Annotated in this window: 17 protein-coding genes; 8 read left to right on the forward strand and 9 right to left on the reverse strand. The window is 63.3% G+C overall.

The window, feature by feature from the left end:
• The first annotated feature begins 104 nt into the window (after window positions 1-104).
• The 3 genes from bluB to ndk all read left to right on the forward strand — a co-directional run bounded on the left by bluB (window position 105) and on the right by ndk (window position 1805).
• Complete coding sequence (gene bluB / locus M727_RS0110385) at window positions 105-740, forward strand: 5,6-dimethylbenzimidazole synthase (RefSeq protein WP_027152631.1); 636 nt, start codon at window positions 105-107, stop codon at window positions 738-740.
• 134 nt (window positions 741-874) lie between these two features.
• Window positions 875-1171 (forward strand): DUF1905 domain-containing protein, encoded by a 297-nt coding sequence (locus M727_RS36215; protein WP_036262060.1) that lies wholly within the window; start codon window positions 875-877, stop codon window positions 1169-1171.
• A gap of 211 nt (window positions 1172-1382) precedes the next feature.
• A complete protein-coding gene (gene ndk / locus M727_RS0110395) occupies window positions 1383-1805 on the forward strand; it encodes a nucleoside-diphosphate kinase (protein ID WP_027152632.1) in 423 nt (140 codons plus the stop codon).
• Window positions 1806-1937: 132 nt separating this feature from the next.
• On the opposite strand, the gene M727_RS0110400 is transcribed toward ndk, so the two are convergent.
• Window positions 1938-2705: a YbaY family lipoprotein gene (locus M727_RS0110400; protein WP_027152633.1), complete on the reverse strand. Its 768-nt coding sequence runs from the start codon at window positions 2703-2705 to the stop codon at window positions 1938-1940.
• A 283-nt stretch (window positions 2706-2988) separates the two neighbouring features.
• Here M727_RS0110400 and M727_RS0110405 point away from each other — a divergent pair, with 283 nt between their 5' ends.
• From M727_RS0110405 to M727_RS0110420, 4 genes are read left to right on the forward strand one after another with little or no spacing between them, the layout of a single operon-like run.
• On the forward strand, window positions 2989-3312 hold the full coding sequence (locus M727_RS0110405) for a DUF2282 domain-containing protein (protein ID WP_027152634.1): 324 nt from the start codon (window positions 2989-2991) through the stop codon (window positions 3310-3312).
• Between the two features lie 33 nt (window positions 3313-3345).
• A complete protein-coding gene (locus M727_RS0110410) occupies window positions 3346-4269 on the forward strand; it encodes a DUF692 domain-containing protein (RefSeq protein ID WP_027152635.1) in 924 nt (307 codons plus the stop codon).
• Window positions 4256-5056 carry a DNA-binding domain-containing protein gene (locus tag M727_RS0110415; RefSeq protein WP_027152636.1) on the forward strand — a complete coding sequence of 267 codons (801 nt, stop codon included), beginning with the start codon at window positions 4256-4258 and terminating at the stop codon, window positions 5054-5056. The genes M727_RS0110410 and M727_RS0110415 overlap by 14 nt, the downstream gene beginning before the upstream one ends.
• A gap of 2 nt (window positions 5057-5058) precedes the next feature.
• Window positions 5059-5583: a DoxX family protein gene (locus M727_RS0110420; RefSeq protein WP_027152637.1), complete on the forward strand. Its 525-nt coding sequence runs from the start codon at window positions 5059-5061 to the stop codon at window positions 5581-5583.
• Between the two features lie 34 nt (window positions 5584-5617).
• Here M727_RS0110420 and M727_RS0110425 read toward each other — a convergent pair whose 3' ends face one another.
• The 5 genes from M727_RS0110425 to M727_RS0110445 form a co-directional block, all read right to left on the reverse strand.
• Window positions 5618-6106: a molybdenum cofactor biosynthesis protein MoaE gene (locus M727_RS0110425; protein WP_027152638.1), complete on the reverse strand. Its 489-nt coding sequence runs from the start codon at window positions 6104-6106 to the stop codon at window positions 5618-5620.
• Window position 6107: 1 nt separating this feature from the next.
• Window positions 6108-6365 (reverse strand): molybdopterin converting factor subunit 1, encoded by a 258-nt coding sequence (gene moaD / locus M727_RS0110430; RefSeq protein ID WP_023800670.1) that lies wholly within the window; start codon window positions 6363-6365, stop codon window positions 6108-6110.
• Between the two features lies 1 nt (window position 6366).
• Window positions 6367-6963, reverse strand: coding sequence for a CDP-diacylglycerol--glycerol-3-phosphate 3-phosphatidyltransferase (pgsA, locus tag M727_RS0110435; RefSeq protein ID WP_027152639.1), 597 nt, complete (start codon window positions 6961-6963; stop codon window positions 6367-6369).
• Window positions 6964-7060: 97 nt separating this feature from the next.
• Complete coding sequence (gene uvrC / locus M727_RS0110440; protein WP_027152640.1) at window positions 7061-9148, reverse strand: excinuclease ABC subunit UvrC; 2088 nt, start codon at window positions 9146-9148, stop codon at window positions 7061-7063.
• Window positions 9145-9921 (reverse strand): SDR family oxidoreductase, encoded by a 777-nt coding sequence (locus tag M727_RS0110445; RefSeq protein WP_027152641.1) that lies wholly within the window; start codon window positions 9919-9921, stop codon window positions 9145-9147. The genes uvrC and M727_RS0110445 overlap by 4 nt, the downstream gene beginning before the upstream one ends.
• 408 nt (window positions 9922-10329) lie before the next feature.
• Here M727_RS0110445 and M727_RS0110450 point away from each other — a divergent pair, with 408 nt between their 5' ends.
• Window positions 10330-10980 carry an outer membrane protein gene (locus M727_RS0110450; protein ID WP_027152642.1) on the forward strand — a complete coding sequence of 217 codons (651 nt, stop codon included), beginning with the start codon at window positions 10330-10332 and terminating at the stop codon, window positions 10978-10980.
• Window positions 10981-11054: 74 nt separating this feature from the next.
• On the opposite strand, the gene M727_RS0110455 is transcribed toward M727_RS0110450, so the two are convergent.
• From M727_RS0110455 to M727_RS43770, 3 genes are all read right to left on the reverse strand, one after another.
• The gene (locus M727_RS0110455; protein WP_027152643.1) at window positions 11055-11651 is read right to left on the reverse strand and encodes a glutathione S-transferase family protein; all 597 of its coding nucleotides are present in this window, start codon (window positions 11649-11651) and stop codon (window positions 11055-11057) included.
• Window positions 11652-12108: 457 nt separating this feature from the next.
• Complete coding sequence (locus M727_RS0110465) at window positions 12109-12759, reverse strand: hypothetical protein (RefSeq protein WP_198032631.1); 651 nt, start codon at window positions 12757-12759, stop codon at window positions 12109-12111.
• A 45-nt stretch (window positions 12760-12804) separates the two neighbouring features.
• Window positions 12805-12936, reverse strand: a complete 132-nt coding sequence (locus M727_RS43770; RefSeq protein ID WP_280944150.1) for a hypothetical protein — start codon at window positions 12934-12936, stop codon at window positions 12805-12807.
• Between the last annotated feature and the right edge of the window lie 141 nt (window positions 12937-13077).

A 13077-nucleotide genomic window follows, 5' to 3' on the forward strand; every position in this document is an offset into this window, starting at 1 on the left:
GGAGTAAGGCAGTAGGGCAGTAGGTATGCGCGCCGCCGTGACTTCCGTACTTCCTTACTGCTGCCTTACTACTCCCTACCCCTAGCAAAGACAGTACGAACACCATGACCTCAGACCCGGAATTCCCGGACGATTTTCGCGCCGATCTGGTCAACCTCTTCCTGTGGCGGCGGGATGTCAGGCGATTCAGGCCGACACCGCTCCCCGAAGGCGCGCTGGAACGGCTGCTTGACCTCGCCAGCCTTGCGCCCTCGGTCGGGCTGAGCCAGCCCTGGCGTTTCGTCGTGGTCGAGAGTGCGGCGTGCCGCGGCGCCGTCAGGACATGCTTCGAGCGCTGTAATGCGGAGGCGCTCGCATCGTTCGGCGGCGAACGCGCCGCGCTCTATGCGCGCCTGAAGCTTGCCGGTCTGAACGAGGCGCCTTGTCAATTCGCGGTCTTCGCCGACCGCGGGACGGAACAGGGACATGGGCTCGGCCGCCTGACCATGCCCGCGACCATCGAATATTCGGCGGTGATGGCGATCCATACTTTTTGGCTGGCGGCGCGCGCCGAAGGAATAGGCATGGGCTGGGTCTCGATCCTCGACCCGGCCGAAATGGCGACGATCCTGGACGCGCCGCCGGAGTGGACGCTGATCGGCTACTTCTGCGTCGGCTACCCCTGCGAGAACCACAGCGTGCCGGAACTGGAGCGGGAAGGCTGGGAAGTCCGGCGCGCTTCGATGGTGATAAGGCGGTAGTGCAACGGCAACGCTGCCATCCTCATGTGCAGGGAAGAATGGATATTAGGATGATTTCGCCGATCGTCGGCGTTGCCGACAAGACACCATGGCAAAGCCAGCCGTGACGGCCTTGATCTGAGGAAGGGCACAAAATGTTTCGCTACGACGTGCAGGCCGAGATCTGGGTCTATCCAGGCAAGGGCGGCTGGCATTTCGTGTCGCTGCCGCCGGAGCTTGGGGCACGGATCAAGACGGCAATGGCGGGGATGGCACGGCCCTGGGGCTCGCTTGGCGTGGAAGCCGTCATCGGCCAGACCAGATGGCGAACATCGCTGTTTCCCGACAAGAAATCCGGCAGCCTGCTGTTGCCGATCAAGACGGCGGTGCGGGTCCGCGAAGGCCTTCGGGCTGGCGACACGGCCAATCTGACGATCGAGATGCAGTTATGACAACATTGGTTTTGGCTGACGGCGACACGCTTGCGGCGGTTAAAGCGCGTCGGCGACGCGCTTAAGTTCTTGTTTTTATGCATGTCGTTATCGCAAAACCGCTGCGCACTTTGGCGCGAGATGCATTAGCGCCAGCCCCTTGGCAAGCCGGCGGGCGGCTTGTATAGAGCCCGCCACCGTGAATTCCACCCTCCATCACAAGGACGACCCCATGGCGCTCGAACGCACCTTTTCCATGATCAAGCCGGACGCAACCCGGCGCAATCTCACCGGCGCCATTACCCAGATACTCGAAGAAGCCGGCCTGCGCGTCGTCGCCTCGCGCCGGGTGTGGATGAGCCGCCGCGAGGCGGAAGGTTTTTACGCCGTCCACAAGGATCGTCCGTTCTTCGGCGAACTGGTCGACTCGATGTCGTCGGGTCCAACGGTCGTGCAGGTGCTGGAAGGCGAGAACGCCATTGCCAAAAACCGCGACGTGATGGGCGCCACCAACCCGGCCAACGCCGCCGAAGGCACCATCCGCAAGCTGCACGCGCTGTCGATCGGCGAGAATTCCGTGCACGGCTCCGACGCGCCGGAGACCGCCGCGCAGGAGATCAAATACTGGTTCTCGGACACCGAGATCGTCGGCTGAGCCGATAAGTCACCACGTCATATGGAAAAGGCCGGCGCAATGCCGGCCTTTTTCGTTGCGGCGATCCGGCACCGGACGCCGGGCGCCGACACCCGCCAACTGCGCATGATGCTCAAAAACCGAAACCGGTTATCAGCTCGCGGCGTTGAAGCGCAGGATGACGCGGTCGTCTTTGTCGACGATGATGAGCTTGCCGGCGTCGACGTGATACGATGCCGCCTTGGCCAGCGCCTCGAACAGCGCCTTTTCCTCGGCCATAGTCTCGGGCGCGCAGGCCTTGAAGGTCGAACCGATGTCACTGATGGCAATCGTCGAACCATCGACTTTGGCGGTGGCGAAGTAGACGTTGCAAGGCCCGCTGCCGCCGGCCTTGCCGGCCTCGTCGATCCTGAACGTCGCCTGCGGCTCGGCGATCACACCGATGCCGTCGATATACTCGATCAGCCAGATCTGCCCGACCACCGGGGCCGACGCCGGCTGCTCGCTCGACGTCACCATCTTCAGCGTGATGGTCTGCGGCGCGTCGCTCAGTGGATCGACCTGGTGGCGCATATCGGAGATGAACAACAGCCTGTCGTCGACGGTGATGCGCGCCTGCAGCGCATAGGTCATATGGGGCCGGATCACCTGGGGATCAAAGCTGATCTCGAACTTGATCGGCACGTGGCCGGCCGGCGCCACCTTGCGCTCGCCGATGACAGCGGCCCTCGCGTCGGCCAGCGAGACATCGGCAAGCTGCACGGAAAGCACGGCGTTGGGCGGCAGAGCGATGCGCTCGCGATACATCACCTCGCCCTTCAGGGTCTTCTCGGCGGCGACGGACAACTCAGGCACCACCAGTATACCGACGACCAGCGGCACGACACCGAAGATGAAGAACTCGGCGATCCTGCCCAGCATGATCCTGCTCCCCATAATGCGCCAAACTGGTCGGAAGGTCTCGCAGGATTGCGGTGGTTCCGTGGCGCCCCACACGGGCTGTTCACACGGCGGTGCCTTCCGGCGGCTCGTTGCCCTGTGGTCGGCCTCCTTGGCGTGACAGGCGAAATATTGCTCACGCCAAGTCCCCTGGCGATCACGAAGTCGTGTTCCAAAAAGATGTAACGCAGGGAACCTCCGGACCGAACTGACCAATGCGCGCTTGAGGAATGGCGCGCGCAACAACCCAATCGGAGGTGAAATCATGTCAACAAGATCAACCGTGAGCGCGGCCTTCCTGGCCGGCGCCGTTGCCACGGCTCTTGCTTCTTTTGCGACGGCCGCGCCGCTGTCCGAGGCAGAGGCCAAGGCGGCGATGGATGCCGGCAAGGAGAAGTGCTTTGGCGTCGCCCTGAAGGGGCAGAACGACTGCGCGGCAGGACCTGGCACCACCTGCCAAGGCACCTCGACTGTCGATTACCAGGGCAACGCCTGGAAGTTCGTCGACGGCGGCACCTGTACGACGATGGACCTGCCCGGCGACCGCAAGGGCTCGCCCACGGCGCTGACCCGTGACATCCCGTCCTAAGCAATGCAAGCTACCCGGAAAGCGGAGACGAAGATGAACGGACTGGCCCCGGCATCCCGCATATCGAAAACCTCGCGCTTTCCGGCGCACCCGATCGCCGGCCTTGCCGGCACCAGTTTCAAGCACGAGCATCTGCACGCGATCCTTGGCGACGGCCCAAAGGACGGCTTCTTCGAGGTCCACGCCGAAAACTACATGGGCGCCGGCGGTCCGCCGCACGATGCGCTGGCCAGGATTCGCCGCGACTATCCCGTTTCGCTGCACGGGGTGTGCATGTCGATCGGCGGACCGCGGCCGCTCGACAAAGTGCATCTCGGCCGTTTCAAGGCGCTCGTCGACCGCTATGAGCCGGCGCTCGTTTCCGAGCATCTCGCCTGGTCGACCCACGACACCACCTATTACAACGACCTGCTTCCCCTGCCCTATACGCCGGCAACGGTTTCGCGCGTGGCGGATCACATCGATGAAATGCAGGAGACGATCGCCCGCCCGATCCTGCTCGAAAACCCCTCGACCTACGTCCTTTTCGCGGAATCGACGATGAGCGAGACGGATTTCATCGGCGCGCTGGTGCAGCGCACCGGTTGCGGCCTGCTGCTCGACGTCAACAATGTCTTCGTTTCGGCCACCAATCACGGCTATTCAGCCCTTTCCTACCTCGCGGATTTCCCGCTCGATCATGTCGGGGAAATCCATCTGGCCGGGCACGCCGAGCAGGAGGATGACGAGGGCGACCTGCTGCTCATCGACAGCCATGACGGGCCGGTCGCCGACGCGGTCTGGAAGCTCTTCGATATCGTCATCGGCCGATGCGGACCGCTGCCGACGCTGATCGAGTGGGACAGCAACATTCCCGACTGGTCGGTGCTCAAGGCGGAGGCCGCCGCCGCCCAAGCGATTCTCGACCATCATGGCGACAGCCACCAAGTGTTCGGAAAAGCCCATGCCGCAGGATGAACTCCAGTCGGGCGATCTTGGCCACCGGTTCGACTATGCCGCGGCATTCACCGCCGGTTTGCTCGATCCTGACCGTGTCCCGCCCGACGCTGTCTCGGGGCCGAACGGCAAGGCAGCGGTCAAACGATACGCCGTCTACCGCAACAACGTCGCGGTCAGCCTGATCGATGCGCTGGCCGCCAGCTTTCCAGCGACGCTGCGCATCACCGGCCCGGACTTCTTTCGGGCGATGGCGCGCTTCCATGTCCGCGAAACGCCACCCACTTCGCCGCTTCTGTTCGAATACGGCCACGACTTTCCCGACTTCATCGAGCGCTACGACTATGCGCGGCCGATGCCATGGCTGGCTGACGTGGCGCGCCTGGAGCGGGCCTGGCTCGACGCCTATCATGCCGCCGACGCGGAACCGCTGGCTTGCGTAGCACTGGGCTCGATCCCGCCTGAACGGCTGGCCGATACCGTGTTCGTGCCACACCCGGCAACGCGTGCGATGCGCTCGCGCTATCCGGTCGTGACGATCTTTGCGGCGAACCGGCGCGACCGCCCTGTCGGGCGGATCGAGGCGGACCGCCCTGAAGATGCGCTGGTCACGCGGCCCGGGCTCGAAGTCTTTGTTCGCCATCTGCCGCCCGGCGGCGCAGCTTTTCTGGATCGTCTGATGGCGGGCGAGCCGCTCGGCGCGGCGGCCGCGGCAGCATTTGCGGAAACTGCCGAATTCGACCTTGCCGCCAACATTGCCGGCCTGCTGCAAGCAGGCGCCTTCACAGCGGCAGACCAGGGAGGGTGAGCATGACGAACCATGGATGGAACGCCAGCACCGAGCCGCGAGGGGCTGCCACCCTCGTCGAGAGGGTGAATGCCGCGCTGCGCACGAGCGCCAGACCGTCGCTGACGCAACTCGTCCTGCGCTGCGCCCTCGCTGTCCCGTTCTGGCGGTCCGGCGTCAACAAATGGGACGGTTTTTTGCAGCTGAACGATGTGGCCGTGCTGCTTTTCAGTTCGGAACTCAAGCTGCATCTGCCCGGCGGCCCCTACAATTTTCCGGCGCCTGGGCTGGTGGCCTTCGTCTCAGGATCGGCGGAAATCTTGCTGCCAATTCTCCTCGTTCTCGGCCTGGCGACACGCCTGGCGGCATTCGGCCTGCTCGTGATGACGCTGGTCATACAACTCACCGTGCCGGACGGCTGGCCGCTGCACATCACCTGGGCGGCGATGGCGCTCGGCATCATGGCGTGGGGACCCGGCCGGGTTGCGCTCGATCACTGGATCGGCACTGACAAGGCTGATGGGGGGCCGAGGGGTGATCGGGGTTGATGTGAACCTCGCCCTCCAGCGGTGACGCGACGCATCAATTTCGTTTCGGCACGGCCTGCTTCCAGCGGCTTGCGGCCTCGTCGTCGGCCTCCTTGGCGTCGACCCAGCCGCCTTGCGAGCCGTCGGTGTGGTGTTCCTTCTTCCAGAACGGCGCGCGCGATTTGAGATAATCCATGAGGAAGTTCGCCGCCTCGAACGCCGCCTGCCGGTGGGCGGAGGCAGCGACCACCAGCACGATGTTCTCACCGGGCGCGATCCTGCCGTAGCGATGGATCGCGGTGAGCCCCTGCAGCGGCCAGCGCTGAACCGCCTCGGCGGCGATGCGGCCGATCTCGGCCTCGGCCATGCCGGGATAATGTTCGAGCTCGAGTGCCGCGAGCCTGCCCGCTTCATCGCGGCAGAGACCCGAGAAAGTCACCACGGCGCCGATGTCGGCGCGGCCTTGCGTCATCCTGGCGATCTCGGCGGCGACATCGAAATCCTCCGCCTGGATGCGCACCGTCGGCACCACCGCGCCGGGCATTTCAGCCACCCGTCATCGGCGGGAACAGCGCGATCTCGCGCGCGCCTGATATCTTCTCGCGGTGCTCGACATGTTCCTGGTTGATGGCGACGCGGATCACGTCAGGATATTGCAGCGCGTGCTCGTACTCCTCGCCGCGCGATTTCAGCCAGCGCAGCAGGTCGGCCACCGTCTCGATGCCGGCGGGCAATTCGACGTCCTCTTGCGGCTTGCCGATCCGCTCGCGCACCCAGGCGAAATAAATGAGCCTCGTCGACATGCTACTCGTCCATGATGTGCTTGAGGCCGGCGCGGAAATAGTCGTAGCCGGTGTAGAGCGTCACCAGCGCGGCGATCCACAGCAGCACAAGCCCGACCTGCGTGGTCAGCGGGAAGATCTTGTCGCCGGCAGGTCCGGCGAGCAGGAAGGCGATGGCGATCATCTGGATGGTGGTCTTCCACTTCGCCAGCTGCGTCACCGGTACCGAGACCTTCAGCGCCGCCAGATACTCGCGCAGGCCCGAAACGAGGATTTCGCGGCACAGGATGATGATCGCTGCCCACAGCGACCAGCCGGCGATGCCGGCATGCCTATCGGTATCAGCCGCCAGCAGCAGCAGGCACGTGGCGACCAGCAACTTGTCGGCGATCGGATCGAGCATCTTGCCGATATTCGAGGTCTGCTGCCAGGCGCGCGCCAGATAGCCGTCGAAATAATCGGTGATCGAGGCGAGCAGGAAAATGACCAGCGCCGACCAGCGGGCGAAGTCGCTCGACTTCAGATGCCCTTCGAGAAAAAAACACAGCACAACCAGCGGCACCGCGAGGATGCGGACGTAAGTGAGCATGTTGGGCAGGTTGAATGCGCGCTGGGCCATTTCTTTGGAACTCTTTCTACCTGCCTACTCAAATCAGAAGCGAATGTGGGGGGTCAACAGATGATAGTCGATGGACCAGCCGAAAATAGCCGAATCATCAGCTCTCGTGAAAATGGTTGTAGACCAGCTTGGCGACCTGCTCGGATATGCCATCGACCTTGACCAGATCCTCGATCGCGGCTCGACTGACCGCCTTGGCGGTGCCGAAATGCATGAGCAGCGCGCGCTTGCGACCGGGACCGATGCCGCTGATCTCGTCAAGCGGGCTCTTGACCATCTCCTTCTTGCGGCGGGCGCGGTGCGAGCCGATGGCGAAGCGATGGACCTCGTCGCGCAGCCGCTGAACGAAATAGAGCACGGGGTCGCGCACGGGGAGCGAAAACGGTGGCTTGCCCCTGACGAAGAAGCGTTCGCGGCCGGCGTCACGGTCCTGGCCCTTGGCGATGCCGATGGCCTGGACACGGTCCTCGATGCCGAGGTCGGCGAGGATTTGTCGCACCGCCGTCATCTGGCCCTGGCCGCCATCGATGAGGATGACGTCTGGCCAGGCCGGGAAGCCGCCTGCATCCTCGATATCGTCGCTCTGTTCGGCCAGGATGTCGTCCGCCGCCAGTTCGCTCCGCGGCACATCGCCATGTTCCTTCAGCAGGCGGGAGAAACGCCGCTCCATCACCTCGCGCATCATGCCGAAATCGTCTCCCGGCGTGATCTCGGTCGAGCGGATGTTGAATTTCCGGTACTGGTTCTTCACGAAGCCTTCCGGCCCGGCGACCACCATGGCGCCGACGGCGTTGGTGCCCATGATGTGGGAGTTGTCGTAGACCTCGATGCGCACCGGCGGTTTCTTCAGGCCGAAAGTCTCGGCGAAACCGGTGAGCAACCGCCCTTGCGTCGAGGTCTCGGCCAGCCGGCGGCCGAGCGCCTCACGGGCATTCTGCAGGGCGTTGTCGGTCAAATCCTTCTTCTCGCCGCGCTGCGGCACCGAGATCGCCACCTTGCGACCCGCGCGGGTGGAGAGCGCCTCAGCCAGCAATTCCTGGTCCTCGACGCCATGCGACAACAGGATGGCGCGCGGCGTCGGCTTGTCGTCATAGAATTGCGCCAGGAACGAGCCCAGCACCTCGGCCGCCTCCATCGCCGGATCGGCCTTGGGGAAATAGGCGCGGTTGCCCCAGTTCTGGCCGGTGCGGAAGAAGAAGACCTGGATGCAGACCTGGCCGCCTTCCTGATGGATGGCGAAGACATCGGCCTCGTCGACGGTCTGCGGGTTGATGCCCTGATGGCTCTGCACATGCGACAACGCCGCCAGCCGGTCGCGATAGATTGCGGCGCGCTCGAAATCGAGATTCTCCGCGGCCTGCTGCATGGCGGCGGAGATGTCGGTCTTCACCTTCTGGCTGCGGCCGGACAGGAAGTCCTTCGCCTCGGCGACCAGCCTGGCATAGTCACTATGCGAGATTTCGCCGGTGCACGGGCCGGCGCATCGCTTGATCTGGAACAGCAGGCACGGCCGGGTGCGGTTCTCGTAGAAGGAGTTGGTGCAACTCCTGAGCAGGAAGGCGCGCTGCAGCGAGTTGATGGTGCGGCCGACGGCGCCGGCCGAGGCGAAGGGGCCGAAATAGTCGCCCTTGCGCGAGCGCGCGCCGCGATGCTTGTAGATGCCGGGCGAGACATGATCGCCGGTCAAAAGGATGTAGGGAAACGACTTGTCGTCCCGCATCAGCACATTGAAACGCGGCCGCAAGCGCTTGATAAGATTTGCTTCCAGCAGCAGCGCTTCGATCTCGGTGCGGGTGACGACGAACTCCATCGTCGCCGTCTCGCGCACCATGCGGCCGATGCGGCTGGTGTGGAAGCGGCCTTGTGCGTAATTGGTCACCCGCTTCTTCAGGCTGCGCGCCTTGCCGACATAGAGCACGTCGCCTGCGGCATTCATCATGCGGTAGACGCCGGGCGCGTTGGGCAGCCGTTTGACCAGCGTCTGGATGACTTCGGCGCCGACCATGCCGTCGGCATCGCCGGCATGCGGCGTCCAATCGATGGCGGTGAAGGCGACGTCAGGGCCACCGGGACCGGGCGTTGACGGTTCGACGATCTCCTCCGCCACCTCGTCCTCGAGGTCGACATCGGGCGGCAGGTCTACGGCAGCGCCGACACGTTTGGGTTTCTGGTCCATGGGACTCATTCGACAATGCCTGTCACATCGGGAGTCTGCCACGCAAGGTGCTGGCCGCCGTCGAGCGCGATCATCTGGCCGGTGACCGAGCTTGCGCCCCAGAGATAGCGGATGGTGGCGCCGAATTCAGGCAATTCCGGGCCGCGCTTCAGGATCAGGCCGTCGACCTGCGCGGCAAAGTCGCTGTCTTGCTGACGCGCGCTCTTCAGCGTCGGGCCGGGACCGATGGCATTGACGCGAATGCGGGGTGCTAGCGCCTGCGCCATCATCTGCGTCTGCGTCCACAATGTCGATTTCGACAGCGCATAGGAGAAATAGCGGGGCGTCGGGCGCCAGACGCGCTGGTCGATCATATTGACGATCAGCCCTTCCTCGCCTTCCGGCAGCGCGCGGGCGAATTGTTGCGCCAAAAATGCCGGCGCCTTCACGTGGATGGCGAAGTGACGGTCCCAGGCACGCCAGTCGACGTCCTGAACCGTATCGTCCACGAACAGCGACGCATTGTTGACCAGCAGTGTAACAGGCCCGAGCGCGGCTTCGGCGCGGCCAACGAGGTCCTCGACCGCGGCAATGTCGGTCAGGTCGGCGGCGACCACAGCAGCGCGGCCACCCTGGCCAAAATGACCGCCGTTGATCCGCGCGGCCAATGCTTCCGCCTCGGCCCGTGAGCGGTTGCAATGGATGGCGACGGCAAAACCGTTCGCGGCGAGATCCTCGACGATCGCCTTGCCGATCCGCTGGCCCCCGCCCGTCACCAGCGCCGTTCCAGCGGCCTTACTCATCCTGTCAATCCTCAATGGGGCTCGATTTTGAGCCTGCCGGCAAAATATGGCCGGCGAAGCGTTAAATGCCGTTCGGACCTTGGGCAGCATTGTGGCAAAGCGGCCGGATCGGTCTTTCGACTGTGGCCGGGACTCGGCCTGCCAGCCGCAATATAGGACTACGGACCCCTTGCTCCAAGCGTCGTTCAGCGCGGCACGGCTAAGCCTCCTGACACCATCTGTTGCGCAGATGCAACGTCAAAGTTCAGCCTTATTCGTGCCAGGTAATGACCCAAGTTCAGGTTCGCTTCAGCCGTATTTTGACACGACATTCGGAACCGTTGAGCGCCAGACCCGTTTTTCCCCCCGGCGGGTTGAGGGCGCTTGTGAAAAGCAAGCCTGTGCCTGTGGCTTAAGGAGTAAAGAACAATGCAAGCCAATCTTAAATTTGCGCGACCGCTGGCGGTGGCGTTCGGGCTCTTCGCCCTCGGCGGAACCGCCTATGCTGCTGACGTCATCGCGGAAGAGCCGCCGGCCCCCGCCCCGATCGCCGAACTTCCGGTCGCTTCCTGGGCCGGTCCCTATGCCGGTGTGAGCGTCGGCTACGGCTTCAGCGGTCACGCCGATGCCGAGGATATCGGCACCGACGTCGACACCGATGGTTTTGTCGGCGGCGTCTTCGGCGGCTATCAGTGGCAGCAAGAGAACTTCGTCTACGGTGCTGAAGCCGATATCGGCTATAGCGGCATCGAGGGCGACGATGGCGGCGTCGAGGCCAAGGGCGGCTTCGAAGGCTCGCTGCGCGCCCGCCTCGGCTACGCCGTCACCCCGGAAATCCTGCTCTACGGCACCGCCGGTGGCGCGCTCAAGAACCAGGAGATCGAAGCGGCCGGCGCCAGCGACGAAAACACCATGCTCGGCTGGACGGCCGGCGTCGGTACCGACATCAAGATCACCGACAATGTGTTCGGCCGTGTCGAGTATCGCTACACCGACTTCGGCGACAAGGACTTTGACGGTATCGGCAAGGTCAAGTCGACCGACAACCGCGTCACCTTCGGCGTCGGTATGAAGTTCTAAAATCGTCCAAGCCACGACACGAAAAAGCCGGGCCTCGTGCCCGGCTTTTTTATGCCCCCTTCTCTGGCAGCCGCTCACGCCGGGACGCAGGGTTTCAGATCGGGAAACTTCTCGTCAAATCGCGCCGCCCAGCGGATCAGCCGATTGCGGCCCTTTTCCCATTTTCCGGGAAAGCGCAGTGAGAGATAGCCAAGGCAGGCGCGCAGCGCCAGCTGGCCGGCGGTGATCTTCTTTGGCAGTTTTGGCGGATTGGCGTTGAGCAGATCGAGCGCGCTGGTGATCTTCGCCCACTGGCGGTCAAGCCACGGCTGATAGACCATATCCTCGGGGCGCGTGCGCCGCTCATAGACCATCGACAGCGCGCAGTCGCAGATGCCGTCGGCCAGTGCCTCAAGCACTTCCGCCTCGAGGCGCTTGTCGGGATTGCGTGGAAACAGCGCGTTCTTCGATATGCGGTTGAGATGCTGGGTAATGGCGCGGCTATCGTGGATCGAGCGGCCGTCGTCGAGCACCAGCACCGGGATCTTGCCGAGTGGATTGGCGTCGATCAGATCAGCCGGTTTGTCTTCGGTTTTTATCGGCACGAGCTCGACGGCGATGCCGGCATAAAGCGCGGCCATGCGCACTTTGGAACTATAGGGCGACGTGGACGCGTAGAGCAGTCTGGGCATGATCGGGTTCCTGTTTGCCGAGTGAGTACAGAGCATGGACGCGCAAATGACGCTGTAGCACTTTGAATTTGCGTGTGATCCATTTCCGCGACACTGTTGGCCGGACATCCCGAGATGATCAACAGCCCACAGGCGGAAAACCGGGCGCCACGGCGAACGACCCTCCTCTTCCACGATCCGCAGGCAGATGAGCGGTACAAGTTCCAGCCTGAGAGCATCTGAGCAGGTCAGACGGGTTCGACACCGAGCCAACTCGGTCTTGCACCAAGAATTTCTCTCCGGGCACAGAGAAATGCCCCACCGGACTTCGCCGTAAGGCGAAGTCCTGGGAGCTGCGAAAAGCTGTCTTCCCTCCGCCTCTGTTGCCGCCCGAGCACTGACCCTGCGAGCGAGGCGCCTATCCGGCACCCGCCCTCAACCGTCTTCAGCACTGTCCTCCGCGAGCGAAGAAACGCGATTACTTCTTGGCCTTCGCGGTCGCGGCCTTCGCCTTTGGCTTGGCCGCAGGCGCTGCTTTCTTCACCGCTACCGAAGACTTCGCTGCCGCCGCTTTCTTTGCCGGCGCAGCCTTCTTTGCGGGTGCAGTCTTGGCAGGCGCAGCTTTCTTCGCTGCGGGCTTGGCCGCGGCCTTTGCAGCCGGCTTCTTGGCCGGCGCTGCTTTTGCCTTGGCGGGCGCAGCCTTGGCCGGTGCTGCCTTCTTCACTGCCGGTTTTGCCGCAGCCTTCGCAGCCGGCTTCTTGGCGGGCGCTGCTTTTGCCTTGGCCGCGGCGGCCTTCGGCTTGGCAGCAGGAGCTGCTTTCTTCACAGCGGCTGCGGCCTTTGCCGCCACTGCCTTTACTGGTGCTTTCTTTGCCGGTGCCTGCTTTGCCGGTGACTTGGATGCCGGCGCTTTGGATGACTGTTTAGCCATATCATGCCCCTTAGTTGTGCCGACGGCCGTTAATGACCCGGCGCGTAATGCATATCTGACTCGCGCTTGTCTAGCCAGCGAAGCATCAGGATGATTTTCGAAGTTTAAGTTTCGGTTACACGCGACACTACGCTCGTGCTGATTTCGCAAAATGCCGGCGCTGCTCTTCGAGCTTTGCCGACCGTTTGCGACAGACATTCTGCGCGCATTGCCGGAACCAATCCCACTTCAAGGCGCTGAAGCTTAGCAAGCCTTTCTTGTTCGTTGATCGTCGACCGACACCACCATGACGGCTGCTTCATCGATCTCATCTTCTTGTTCTAGCAGGCGATCTACACAAGCTGCAAAAGCAAAGCGCGGCAATTCCGCTGCCATGATTTGTCCGCGGTTGACAGATTACTCTATTTGGCAGAGTATTCTGAATCATCTGGAAGAGCGCATGTCATTCGCGTAATATCGGGCGGCGCTGACCCAGATCAGTGAGACTGAACGCCGGACACCACAGCAGGCCCGATA

Origin of the sequence: Mesorhizobium sp. WSM2561 (genome assembly GCF_000513915.1) — a bacterium.
Classification (GTDB): domain Bacteria; phylum Pseudomonadota; class Alphaproteobacteria; order Rhizobiales; family Rhizobiaceae; genus Mesorhizobium; species Mesorhizobium muleiense.

What these genes read in the sequence shown, in the direction of transcription:
- M727_RS0110425 (WP_027152638.1), bottom strand. Translation starts at nt 6,106, where the DNA reads ATGCCCGGCGCGGTGGTGCCGACGGTGCGCATCCAGGCGGAGGATTTC.
- uvrC (WP_027152640.1), bottom strand. Translation starts at nt 9,148, where the DNA reads ATGAGTCCCATGGACCAGAAACCCAAACGTGTCGGCGCTGCCGTAGAC.
- M727_RS0110450 (WP_027152642.1), top strand. Translation starts at nt 10,330, where the DNA reads ATGCAAGCCAATCTTAAATTTGCGCGACCGCTGGCGGTGGCGTTCGGG.
- M727_RS0110410 (WP_027152635.1), top strand. Translation starts at nt 3,346, where the DNA reads ATGAACGGACTGGCCCCGGCATCCCGCATATCGAAAACCTCGCGCTTT.
- M727_RS0110400 (WP_027152633.1), bottom strand. Translation starts at nt 2,705, where the DNA reads ATGCTGGGCAGGATCGCCGAGTTCTTCATCTTCGGTGTCGTGCCGCTG.
- M727_RS0110445 (WP_027152641.1), bottom strand. Translation starts at nt 9,921, where the DNA reads ATGAGTAAGGCCGCTGGAACGGCGCTGGTGACGGGCGGGGGCCAGCGG.
- pgsA (WP_027152639.1), bottom strand. Translation starts at nt 6,963, where the DNA reads ATGGCCCAGCGCGCATTCAACCTGCCCAACATGCTCACTTACGTCCGC.
- M727_RS0110420 (WP_027152637.1), top strand. Translation starts at nt 5,059, where the DNA reads ATGACGAACCATGGATGGAACGCCAGCACCGAGCCGCGAGGGGCTGCC.
- M727_RS0110455 (WP_027152643.1), bottom strand. Translation starts at nt 11,651, where the DNA reads ATGCCCAGACTGCTCTACGCGTCCACGTCGCCCTATAGTTCCAAAGTG.
- M727_RS0110405 (WP_027152634.1), top strand. Translation starts at nt 2,989, where the DNA reads ATGTCAACAAGATCAACCGTGAGCGCGGCCTTCCTGGCCGGCGCCGTT.
- M727_RS43770 (WP_280944150.1), bottom strand. Translation starts at nt 12,936, where the DNA reads ATGGCAGCGGAATTGCCGCGCTTTGCTTTTGCAGCTTGTGTAGATCGC.
- moaD (WP_023800670.1), bottom strand. Translation starts at nt 6,365, where the DNA reads ATGTCGACGAGGCTCATTTATTTCGCCTGGGTGCGCGAGCGGATCGGC.
- M727_RS36215 (WP_036262060.1), top strand. Translation starts at nt 875, where the DNA reads ATGTTTCGCTACGACGTGCAGGCCGAGATCTGGGTCTATCCAGGCAAG.
- ndk (WP_027152632.1), top strand. Translation starts at nt 1,383, where the DNA reads ATGGCGCTCGAACGCACCTTTTCCATGATCAAGCCGGACGCAACCCGG.
- M727_RS0110415 (WP_027152636.1), top strand. Translation starts at nt 4,256, where the DNA reads ATGCCGCAGGATGAACTCCAGTCGGGCGATCTTGGCCACCGGTTCGAC.
- M727_RS0110465 (WP_198032631.1), bottom strand. Translation starts at nt 12,759, where the DNA reads ATGTCTGTCGCAAACGGTCGGCAAAGCTCGAAGAGCAGCGCCGGCATT.
- bluB (WP_027152631.1), top strand. Translation starts at nt 105, where the DNA reads ATGACCTCAGACCCGGAATTCCCGGACGATTTTCGCGCCGATCTGGTC.